This is a genomic window from Paraburkholderia sediminicola (assembly GCF_046026855.1).
Classification (GTDB): Bacteria; Pseudomonadota; Gammaproteobacteria; order Burkholderiales; family Burkholderiaceae; genus Paraburkholderia; species Paraburkholderia sediminicola_A.
The window spans coordinates 85984-97852 of the sequence record NZ_JAQQET010000022.1; the positions used below are offsets into that span (position 1 = coordinate 85984).

Annotated in this window: 4 protein-coding genes; all 4 read left to right on the forward strand. The window is 63.0% G+C overall.

Going from position 1 to position 11869, the window contains the following annotated elements:
* Positions 1-414 precede the first annotated feature (414 nt).
* The 4 genes from PQR40_RS23785 (at position 415) to glgX (ending at position 11849) form a co-directional block, all read left to right on the forward strand.
* Positions 415-3867 (forward strand): maltotransferase domain-containing protein, encoded by a 3453-nt coding sequence (locus PQR40_RS23785; RefSeq protein ID WP_408509972.1) that lies wholly within the window; start codon positions 415-417, stop codon positions 3865-3867.
* Positions 3864-7328, forward strand: a complete 3465-nt coding sequence (treS, locus tag PQR40_RS23790) for a maltose alpha-D-glucosyltransferase (protein WP_408231060.1) — start codon at positions 3864-3866, stop codon at positions 7326-7328. The genes PQR40_RS23785 and treS overlap by 4 nt, the downstream gene beginning before the upstream one ends.
* On the forward strand, positions 7321-9531 hold the full coding sequence (gene glgB / locus PQR40_RS23795; RefSeq protein ID WP_408509973.1) for a 1,4-alpha-glucan branching protein GlgB: 2211 nt from the start codon (positions 7321-7323) through the stop codon (positions 9529-9531). Before treS ends, glgB begins: the two co-directional genes overlap by 8 nt.
* Before the next feature lie 98 nt (positions 9532-9629).
* Positions 9630-11849 (forward strand): glycogen debranching protein GlgX, encoded by a 2220-nt coding sequence (gene glgX, locus PQR40_RS23800; protein ID WP_408231066.1) that lies wholly within the window; start codon positions 9630-9632, stop codon positions 11847-11849.
* Positions 11850-11869 lie beyond the last annotated feature (20 nt).

Sequence of the window (11869 nt, forward strand, 5' to 3'; positions counted from 1 at the left end):
CCGCCGCTTCGCCTTTTTGCGGCCCCGGCACGCGCCTCGCAACACGCCGTGTAAAACCCGGGCGACCACCGCACGTTTTACACGCTGGCCGTCTACCACCACGCCCCTCGCCCCCTCTGGCCATCCGTCGCACCACCCCTGGGGCGCGCTTCCCCACCCCTTCGTTTCGATCCAAAACGCACTGGCACAACGTTTGCTGCGTCTTGCGAATAGTTCTGGCCGACCCCGTGCAATCGACACCTGGCGTCAAAGCACCCGCTACTGGCCAGCGGCGTGACGATCTTTGCACTACATTGACCAGTACGCGCCCTCGCTTCACGCATCGCGCGGTATCCGGCTCTGGAAGCCCAATGAGCGCTGTGATCGCATGTCAATTGCATCCACACCGCAGCAGGACGAATCTGGAAAGGACCGATGGAATCTCCAAACGGGTACGCGCCACGGATCTACTTTTTTCATTCACTTCTCGTCGGGCCGCTCGATGCATGGCCTGCGCAGTTCGCTCATGCAGCCGGACTGGGCTTCGATCACGCGCTGATCGGCGGCATCTTCGAGCCGGGCCGGTCGGGTCATGGACAGCTAGTCGGCAACCACGGCCGACTGCATCCGGTGTTCGAGACTCCGCAACCGGCCACGGAGGCGATCCGCACGCTCGCGCACGCCGCCCGCCAGAACGGCCTGACCTTGCTGGTCGATCTGGTGATCGACAGGATGGCCGCCGATGGCGCGCTGTACGCCGAACATACCCGCTGGTTCCACGCATTCGAGTCTGACGAAGCCAGGCTCGATCCGCGCCATGTGCATCGCGAGGACAACGTCGCGTATGCGAACTTCAACGACGCCAACAGCAGCGCCGCGCTAGTCGACTGGTGGACGCAACAACTGCTGGCGCTGGCCGACGCGGGGGTCGGCGGCTTCCGGTTCGATTCACCGCATCGTGTGCCGGCCGCCGTTTGGCGGCAACTCGGTGACGCGGTTCGCGCGAAGCATCCTGAGGTGCGATTCCTCGCCGCGACGCCAGGGCTCGCCCGGGGCGATCTGCTCGGTCTCGGCGGCGCGGGCTTCGACAGCGTGTTCTCGTCGGTGCGCTGGTGGGACTTCCGCGCCAGCTGGATGGTCGAAGAGCATGCCGCGCTCGCTCGTATCGCCGCACCCATCGCCTTTCCCGAAGCGCCTTACGGCACCCGCCTCGCCGCCGATCTCGGCGACGCGCACGACGCCGCCATCGTCGAGCGGGCCTACCGGCGCGCGCTGTTCGCGTCGGCCTCGACCGGCACTGGCTGGATGATGCCGATGGGCTTCGAATACGGCATCACCGAGCCGATGTCGCAGACACGCGGCGACGCTACGCAGTTCGCCCTAGCCTGCCAGTCGAAGTCATTCGATCTCTCGGAACGGATCCGCCATGCGAACGAGGTGGTGCGCAATACGAAGACGCTGCACGCCAACGGCGAATTGCGCCCGCTAAGCGGGCCCGGCGCACCCGCAGCCGTGTTGCTGCGCGCCGACACACCCGATCTGCGCGACGCCGGCGAAGCCATCCTGATCGCCATCAATCCTGAGCTCGGCGCGCCTGTGCGCGTCGATCCCGCCCGCTTCCTCACGGGCGTACCCGGCAACTTCACGCGCTTCGTCCCGCTCGACGCGCCCGGGCATGCCACGCCCGCCGGCTTGACGCCGTTCACGCTCGCACCCGGCGCAGTCCGTTTGTTCCGTGGGGTCGCCGATAAACCGATCCGTCTCGCGCCGCCGATCGACAAGGCGAACAGCAAGCGCAGCGGCCGCAAGACCGTGTTCGACGCGATCAGCGCGCCGCGCATGGCGATCGAGAGCGTGACGCCCTCAGTCGATAACGGCCGCTTTCCCGCCAGGCGCACGGTAGGCGAGCGTGCCGAAATCACCGCCGCGATCTTCGCGGAAGGTCACGACAAGATCGCCGCCGCCGTGGTCTGGCGCGCCGCTGACGAAACCGCCTGGCACGAGGTGCCGATGAACCCGGCACAGCCGGCCGGCCTCGATATCTGGAAAGCGCGCATTCCGCTGGAGCGCCTCGGCCGCCACGAATTCACAGTAATCGCATGGCGCGACGATTTCGCGTCACTGGTCGAGCATATCCAGAAGAAGCTGAAGGCGGGTCAAACCGTCGAACTCGAACTCGACGAAGCCGCGCATCTGTTCGCCCTGGTACTCGCCGAAGTGGAAACCGTAGAAGACGCGGAGCGTGTGATAACCGAGCCGCTCGAACATATCGTCAAGGTCTTTACCAAGGCGGATCCGGAGGCCAAGCTCGCGCTGCTGCTGGCGCCGGCCACCGCGAAGGCGATGACCGCCGCACGCCACCGCCCGTTCCTGAGCCGCGATCCGATCATCTACAAGATCGACGCCGAACGCACCGCAGCAGGCTTTGCAAGCTGGTACGAAATCTTCCCGCGTTCGATGAGCGACGACGAATCGCGTCACGGCACCTTCGCTGACGTCGTCACGAAACTGCCGCGCATCCGCGACATGGGTTTCGACGTGCTGTACTTCCCGCCGATCCACCCGATCGGCATCGCGAACCGTAAAGGCCGCAATAACACACTGAATGCGCAACCGGGGGATGTCGGCAGCCCGTACGCGATCGGCGGCGCCGAAGGCGGCCACACCGCCGTACATCCCGAACTCGGCACGCTCGACGACTTCAAGCAGATGCTGGCCGCCGCCCACGCGCACGGCCTCGAAATCGCGCTCGACTTCGCGATCCAGTGCTCGCCGGATCACCCGTGGCTGAAGGAACATCCGACATGGTTCGCCTGGCGCCCGGACGGCACGCTGCGTTACGCGGAAAATCCACCGAAGAAGTATCAGGACATCGTCAATCCCGACTTCTATGCGCACGACGCCAAGCCTGATTTGTGGCTGGCGCTGCGCGACGTATTCCTGTTCTGGATCGAAGCCGGCGTGCACATTTTCCGTGTGGACAATCCGCACACCAAGCCGCTGCCGTTCTGGGAATGGGTGATCGACGATGTGCGCTCGCGCTATCCCGACACGATCTTCCTCGCCGAAGCCTTCACCCGGCCACGCATGATGAACCGCCTCGGCAAGATCGGCTTCTCGCAGTCGTACACGTATTTCACGTGGCGCGAGTCGAAGCGCGATTTCATCGAATACATGACCGAACTCACGCAAACCAGCGCACGTGATTTCTACCGGCCGAATTTCTTTGTCAATACGCCGGACATCAACCCGCGGCATTTACAGTCGTCGGGGCGTTCGGGCTTTCTGATTCGGGCCGCGTTGGCCTCCACGCTGGCCGGTTTATGGGGCGTGTATAGCGGTTTCGAATTGTGCGAGGCCGCTGCGCTGCCGAATAGCGAGGAATATCTCGACTCAGAAAAGTATCAACTGCGCGCGTGGGACTGGAACCGGCCCGGCAACATCGTCGGCGAGATCAGTGCGTTGAACCGGATTCGCCGCGCGAACCCGGCCCTGCAAACGCATCTCGGCCTCACGTTCCTCACCGCGCACAACGACAACATCCTGTTCTTCGAAAAAGCCACCGCAGCGCGCGACAACGTCATCCTGGTGGCGATCAATCTCGACCCGTTCAACGAACAGGGCGCGGATATCGAATTGTCGTGGGACACTTTCAAGCAATGGAACTTGCATGACCATGGCGCGCTGGAAGTGACCGATCAGATGACCGGTGCGCGTTTCGAATGGCACGGCCGCTGGCAGCACATCCGGCTCAGTTCGGGACAGCCGTTTTCGATCTGGCGCATTGCGCCGCTCGGCGGTTTACCCGCTGACCACCCGGATGATGCTGACAGCGACTATCACGCAGACGACGCTGGCAACCCAACCCCTACGGAAGGTGCGACATGAAGCGTGACGATCCAGCCCAAAGCACGTCGCAGGCCAATACGAGCGCGGCCACCGGCAGCGCTGTCAAAGCGCGCTCGCATCGCCGCGGCAAGCCCGCAGCCTTGAGCGACGATCCGCTCTGGTACAAAGACGCGATCATTTATCAGGTGCATATCAAGTCGTTCTTCGACGCGAATAACGACGGCGTGGGTGATTTCCCCGGCTTGATCGCGAAGCTCGATTACATCGCCGAGCTCGGTGTGAATGCGATCTGGCTGCTGCCGTTCTATCCGTCGCCGCGTCGCGACGACGGCTACGACATCGCCGATTACCGCAACGTGCACCCCGACTACGGCCAGCTTTCCGACGTGAGGCGCTTCATTCAGGAAGCGCACGCACGCGGCATCCGCGTGATTACCGAACTGGTGATCAATCACACATCGGATCAGCATCCGTGGTTTCAGCGCGCTCGCCGCGCAAAGCCGGGGTCGAACCATCGCAACTACTATGTTTGGTCCGACACCGATCAGAAGTACACGGAAACGCGGATCATCTTTATCGATTCGGAGCCGTCGAACTGGACGCATGATCCGGTTGCGGGCGCTTACTACTGGCACCGTTTCTATTCGCACCAGCCCGATCTGAACTTCGACAATCCGGCCGTGTTGAAGGAAGTGCTGCAGGTGATGCGATTCTGGCTCGATATGGGTATCGACGGGCTGCGTCTCGACGCGGTGCCGTATCTGGTCGAACGCGAAGGCACCAACAACGAGAACTTGCCGGAAACACACGCGGTGCTGAAGAAGATCCGCGCAACGATCGACGCCGAGTATCCGAACCGCATGCTGCTCGCCGAAGCAAACCAGTGGCCGGAAGACGTAAAGGAATATTTCGGCGACGAAGACGAATGCCACATGGCGTTCCACTTCCCGCTGATGCCGCGCATCTATATGTCGATTGCGAGCGAAGATCGCTTCCCGATCACCGACATCATGCGGCAAACGCCGGACCTCGCCGAAACGAACCAGTGGGCGATTTTCCTGCGCAATCACGATGAGCTAACGCTCGAAATGGTCACGGATTCCGAGCGCGATTACCTGTGGAACACCTACGCAAGCGATCGCCGCGCGCGGCTGAATCTCGGCATTCGCCGCCGCCTCGCGCCGCTGATGGAGCGTGACCGCCGCCGCATAGAACTGATCAATTCGCTGCTGCTGTCGATGCCCGGCACGCCCGTGATCTACTACGGCGACGAGCTCGGCATGGGCGACAACATCCACCTCGGCGACCGCGACGGCGTTCGCACGCCAATGCAGTGGTCGTCGGATCGCAACGGCGGATTCTCGCGTGCCGATCCTGAACAACTGGTGCTGCCGCCGGTGATGGGTTCGTTGTACGGGTTCGACGCCGTCAACGTCGAAGCGCAAAGCCGCGATCCCCATTCGCTGCTGAACTGGACCCGGCGCATGCTCTCCACGCGTCGCGCGAAACAAACCTTCGGACGCGGCACCATCCGTTTCCTGAAGCCGGAAAACCGCAAGATTCTCGCGTATCTGCGTGAAATGCCGGATGAACCGCCGATCCTGTGCGTGGCGAATCTGTCGCGCGCACCGCAAGCGGTCGAACTCGATCTGTCGGAATTCAACGGCTCGGTGCCAATCGAAATGACCGCGGATTCTGTGTTCCCGGCGATCGGGCAGTTGACCTATCTGCTGACCTTCCCGCCGTACGGTTTCCTATGGTTCATGCTCTGCTCCGGTGGCCAGCGTCCGACATGGGCACAGGCTCATTCGGAGCCGCTGCCGGAATTCGTCACGATCGTGATCCGCGAAGGCCAGGTCGGCCCGACACCGGAGAACGTGCGCCTGCTCGAATCCGAAGTGCTGCCGTCATGGCTGAGCCGGCGCCGCTGGTTTGCCTCGAAGGATCAGAAAATGCATGCGGTGCGCCTCGCCGCGTTGACCACGATCCCCAATGGCGGCTTCGCGTTCACTGAAATCGAAGCCGACGTGGGCGACCATACCGAACGCTACGTCGTGCCGATCGCGATCACGTGGGGCGGCGAAACCACCACGCCGCTGTTCATGCAACTGGCACTCGCGCGCGTGCGCCGCGGCCGCAACGTCGGTCATCTGACGGACGCGTTCGCACTGCCGATCTTCGCCCATGGCGTGCTGCGCAAACTGCGCGAGCGCGCTGTCGTGCCCACCGTGCAGAAGAGCGAGATCAAGTTCATTCCAACCGAACGTTTCGCCGAACTCGATGATCTCGGCGAGCGGCCCGAGATCCGCTGGCTGGCGGCCGAGCAAAGCAACAGCTCGCTGATCATCGCCGATGCCGCGGTGCTGAAGCTGGTGCGGCGTCTGGTGAGCGGCATTCATCCGGAAGCGGAAATCAGCCGCTATTTGACCCAGCTCGGCTACGCGAACACCGCTCCGCTGTATGGTGAAGTGGTACGCGTCGATCCCGAAGGCGTGCCACATACACTCGCTATCTTGCAAGGCTATATCGACAATCAGGGTGACGCCTGGAACTGGTCCCTCGACTATCTGCGCCGCTCGGTGGACGAACTCGCCATCGCCGTCGATTCGGAAGCGCCGTCGCCTGATCGCGACAACGAAGCGATTCTCGTGGAAGGCTACAGTGAGTTGGCCGGCATCATCGGCAAGCGGCTGGGTGAATTGCACGTGGCGCTCGCGTCGCCCTCCGACGACCCTGCGTTCGCGCCAGAACCCGCCAGCGCCGAACAGGTGAAGGCGTGGGTCGACGGCACGCAGTCCATGCTCGCCAGTGCGCTCGATCTGCTTGCGCCGCGTATCGAACAGATGAGCGATCCTGACACCAAGGCATTGGCGCAAAGCCTGATCGACCGCCGCGCCGCGCTGGTCGACGCCGTCAGCAAGCTGGTGTCGGGAGATGCGGCCGCCCTGCGTACGCGCATTCACGGCGACTTCCATCTGGGCCAGGTACTGGTCGCGCAGGGCGACGCGTATCTGATCGACTTCGAAGGCGAGCCCGCGCGTACGCTCGAAGAACGCCGTCAGAAGTCGAGTCCGTTGCGCGACGTGGCCGGGTTGATGCGCTCGTTGTCGTATGCGAGCGCGGCGGCGCAGTCCACGATGGAAAGCGCACCGCAGCAAACCGCCGATCGCAAGCGCGCATTGTTCGACCGTTTCCGCGCACACGCCACCGAAACGTTCCTGACCGAGTACCGCGCTGCGGTTACTGACTCACCGACGCCGCTGGTTGCCCCCGAGGCAGAACAGGCCCTGCTCGATCTGTTCCTGATCGAGAAAGCGGCGTACGAAATCCGTTACGAAGCGGCCAACCGTCCAACGTGGCTCAGTTTGCCGGTGCGCGGCCTCGCCGCGCTCACCAGCCGTTTGCTGGGTGACACCGGCACACCGTCCAGCCACGATTCATCAACCCAGGCGCCAGGCGCCGCCGCACCGCCTAATCCGGCCGAGGGCGACTATGAGTGAGCATGACCCGGCCGCAGGCCTCCAACCGCTCGATATCGACGCGCTCGTTGAAGCGCGTCATCCCGATCCTTTTTCCCAGCTCGGTCTGCATCAAACGGACGCGGGTCCGGTTGTGCGCGCGCTATTGCCAAACGCCTCGCATGTCACCGTCATTTCCCGCGCGAATGGCTCGACGCTCGGCGAACTCGAACAGCTAAGACCGGGATTGTTTGCCGGTCGCGTCACGTCGGCGGTGCCCTATCGCTTACGCATCGACTGGCACGGCACCGTGCAGGAAATCGAGGACACGTATTCGTTCGGCCCCGTTCTCGGCGACGAACCGTTGGGGCGCCTCGCCGGAGGTGACCCGTACGCGGTACTCGAATGCCTCGGCTCACGCCCGATGGAAGTGGACGGCGTACCGGGCGTGCGCTTTGCCGTATGGGCGCCGAATGCGCGGCGCGTTTCGGTGGTCGGCGACTTCAATTCGTGGGACGGCCGCCGTCATCCGATGCGGCTGCGCCATCAGGCGGGTGTGTGGGAATTGTTCGTACCACGTGTCGGTCCAGGCACGCGCTACAAGTACGAATTGCTCGCTCGTGACGGCCATCCGCTGCCGCTCAAGGCCGATCCGTGCGCCATGCAAACGGAAAAGCCGCCGGGCACCGCATCCGTGGTCGCGCACGTCGATGAGATCGAGCAGTTTGTGTGGACCGATCAGGACTGGATTCAGTCGCGCGCCGCCAGGCAAACCCCGCGCTCGCCGATCTCGATCTACGAAGTGCATGCCGAATCGTGGCTGCGCGTCGCCGAGGAAGGTCAGCGCGGCCTCACCTGGGAAGAACTTGCCGAGCGGCTGATTCCTTACGTGAAAAGCATGGGCTTTACGCACGTGGAGTTCATGCCGATTGCCGAGCATCCGTTCGGCGGTTCGTGGGGCTATCAGCCGCTCGGACAGTTCGCGCCGTCCGCGCGCTTCGGCAAACCCGAGCAGTTCGCCCTGTTCGTCGACAAGGCACACGCGGCCGGCCTCGGCGTGATTCTCGACTGGGTGCCGGCGCACTTTCCGAACGACGCGCATGGCCTGATCGACTTCGACGGCACGCCGCTCTACGAGCACGCCGATCCGCGCGAAGGCTATCACCAGGACTGGAACACGATGATCTACAACCTCGGCCGCAACGAGGTGAGCGCGTTCCTGGTGGCATCCGGCCTCGCGTGGTTGAAGCGCTATCACGTGGACGGCCTGCGCGTGGATGCAGTCGCGTCAATGCTGTATCGCGACTATTCGCGGGCTGCCGACGAGTGGGTGCCAAACATCTACGGCGGGCGCGAAAATCTCGAATCGATCGCGTTTCTGAAGCGGCTGAATCACGAAGTCGGCTATGTGCCAGGCGTGCCGGGCGCGATCACGATCGCCGAAGAATCGACCGCGTGGCCGGGTGTGACCGCACGCCTCGAAGACGGCGGCCTCGGCTTCCAGTTCAAGTGGAATATGGGGTGGATGCACGACACGCTGCACTACATGGAAGAGGATCCGGTCTACCGCCAATACCATCATCACATGATGACGTTCGGCATGGTGTACGCGTATTCCGAGCGCTTCGTGCTGCCGCTCTCGCACGACGAAGTGGTGCACGGCAAAGGCTCGCTGCTCGGCAAGATGCCCGGCGACAGATGGCAGAAGTTCGCCAACCTGCGCGCGTACTTCGGCTTCATGTGGACGCATCCGGGCAAGAAGCTGCTGTTCATGGGCGGCGAATTCGGCCAGATGGCGGAATTCGATCACGACACCTCGCCGCATTGGCATCTGCTCGACGATCCCAACCATCACGGCGTGCAGAAGCTCGTGCGCGATCTGAACGATCTGTACAACGAGGAACCTGCGCTGTATCGGCTCGACAGCGAGCCGGGCGGCTTCCAATGGCTGGTCGGCGACGACAACGGCAACAGCGTGTACGCCTGGCGCCGCACCGATGGCGAGGGCCGCGAACTCGTCGTCGTGTGCAATATGACGCCGGTGCCGCGGGTCGGCTACCGGATCGGTATGCCGCGCGACGGTCGCTGGGTAGAAGTGCTGAATACCGATGCTGGCGTGTACGGCGGCTCGAACATGGGTAACGGCGGCCTTATCCATACCGACAACATCTCGAGCCATGGCTGGCCGCATTCCGCTGCGCTGACGCTGCCGCCTTTGGCGACGATCGTTTTGCGCGCGGATTGATGGATGTGCAGTAAGGCGAGCGCGCGGCCAGAAGGCCGCGCGCTCGTTGCATGAAGTCCCACGATAGCGTTCATAAAACAGAACAAGGAAGGGGAATCATGTCGCATGCAATGCCCGACCGGCTTCTGCCCGGCTCGCCCTATCCGCTCGGTGCCAGTTGGGATGGCCTGGGCGTCAACTTTGCGGTGTTCTCGGCGAATGCGCAGAAAATCGAACTTTGCCTGTTCGATCCCACCGGTCGCAAAGAAATCAGACGCTTCACGCTGCCCGAATGCACCGACGAAATCTGGCACGGCTATTTGCCCAATGCGCACCCCGGCACCGCGTACGGCTTTCGCGCACATGGGCCGTATCAGCCGCAGCATGGGCATCGCTTCAATCCGCACAAGCTGCTGCTCGATCCGTATGCCCGCAAACTGGTCGGGCAGTTTCGCTGGTCCGACGCGCTGTTCGGCTATCGCGTGCATTCGAATCGCGCCGACCTGTCCATCGACCGCCGCGACTCGGCGCCGGCCATGCCGAAGTGCGTCGTGATCGACGAAGCCTTCGACTGGTCGCACGACAAGCGTCCGAATGTGCCTTGGGGCGAAACCATCATCTATGAGGCGCATGTGCGCGGCGTATCGATGTTGCGCCCCGATTTGCGCCAGCACGAACGTGGCACGTTCGCCGCGCTGGCTTCGCCGGAATTCATCGAGCACTTACTGAAGCTCGGTGTGACCGCCGTCGAATTGCTGCCCGTGCATGCGCTTCTGAACGACCGCTTTCTGGTGGCGCGCGGCCTGCGCAACTACTGGGGTTACAACACCGCAGCGTTTTTTGCGCCGGAGCCGTCATATCTGAGCACGCACCGGCTCGATGAAATGCGCATCGCCGTGCGTCAGTTACATGCGGCCGGCATCGAAGTGATTCTCGACGTGGTCTACAACCACACCTGCGAAGGCAACGAGATGGGGCCGACCGTCTCATGGCGCGGCCTCGACAACGCAAGCTACTACCGCCTGATTCCCGGCGACGAACGCCACCATATCAACGATACCGGCTGCGGCAATACCCTGAATCTGCCGCATCCGCGCGTACTGCAGATGGTGATGGATTCACTGCGCTACTGGTCGACGAAGTTCAATATCGACGGCTTCCGTTTCGATCTTGGCGTGACGCTCGGTCGCGAGCAGCATGGTTTCGATCCCGGCTCCGGTTTCTTCGACGCATTGCGCCAGGACCCGATCCTGTCGCAACGCAAGCTGATTTCCGAGCCATGGGATATCGGTCCTGGCGGTTACCAGCTCGGCAATCATCCGCCGGGCTTCGCCGAATGGAACGACCGTTTCCGCGACACGGTGCGCCGCTTCTGGCGCGGCGACGCGGGCCTGCGCCCCGATCTTGCCGCGCGGCTGACCGGCTCCGCCGATCTGTTCAACCGGCGCTTCAGGAAACCGTGGGCATCGGTCAACTTTGTTACGTCGCATGACGGTTTTACACTCGCCGATGTCCCCGCATACGAGCACAAGCATAACGAGGCCAATCGCGAAGACAACAACGACGGCCACAATGAAAACTGCAGTCGCAATTGGGGCGTAGAGGGCCCGACCGACGATCCGGTCATTCTCGAAACCCGCAAACGCGTGGCCCGCTCGCTGATCGCTACGCTGCTGATGGCGCTCGGCACGCCCATGGTGCTGGCAGGCGACGAATCGCTGCGCACCCAGAACGGCAACAACAATGCGTACTGCCAGGATAACGAATTATCATGGCTCGACTGGGAGCATGCGGAATCATTCGACGGCCGTCAGATGACCGCGTTCGTTGCACGCGTGATCGCGCTGCGCAAACAGCATCCGCTGCTGCGTGAAACACGCTTCCTTTTCGGCGACCGCGAAGTGCTGCCGGGCTTGTTCGATGTCGGCTGGTTCGATGAACATGGCGACCCCCTCACCATCGAAGCCTGGCAGGACCCTGAAGGCCGCGCGTTCACGTTGCGTCGCGCAGGTCCAGGCTTGAACGGCGAAACGGAAGTATTGTTGATGATGCTCAACGCAGCGGACGAAACGCTGCGTTTTGCACCACCCGCGCCGCACCTGGAATGGCATGTGCTGCTGGACACTGCTGAGCCGGAAAGCGCGCCGCACCGGTTGGCGGCTTCAGAGGTCGAGGTGGCCGCACATAGCCTTGTGATGCTGGCGGCGCAACCCGTGGGCGAAGCGGATTGGCAGGCGGGATGGAAAGCCGGCGCGCAACACGGGCCGCGGCTGCTGACTGCTCTGCCCCCCGATCCGGGTGCGCATCCGCCGAGCGGCGATACGTCGCCAACCACGTAGGCGAGAAGCAAAATCGAATG